Here is a 263-nt window from a genome sequence, read left to right on the forward strand (position 1 = left end):
GGTCCGGACGGCATCGAAGCCGGCGTCGAGCATCGCCTCGGCGTCGTTCCACAGGTTGCCGCGCAGCCGGTTGGTCCAGATCATCGACGCGAACACGCCTTCGAGCAGCGACACCAGATAAACGGCGGCCAGATGCACGTCGAGATCGGCGGCGCGCTCGCCGGCGGCGATCGCGCGACGCAGCAGCGCCTTCGTGATCCGCAGCATCTGCAGCTCGAGCAGCATGCGGCGCCGCTGCAGCGCGCCGTTCTCCTCGCTTTGCT

Annotated in this window: 1 pseudogene; it reads right to left on the reverse strand. The window is 68.8% G+C overall.

The window, feature by feature from the left end:
• A pseudogene (locus AAEZ06_RS27505) lies at window positions 1–263 on the reverse strand (TetR family transcriptional regulator); the annotation flags it as partial.

It is taken from the genome of Pseudomonas sp. HY7a-MNA-CIBAN-0227, assembly GCF_040310325.1.
Classification (GTDB): Bacteria; Pseudomonadota; Gammaproteobacteria; order Pseudomonadales; family Pseudomonadaceae; genus Aquipseudomonas.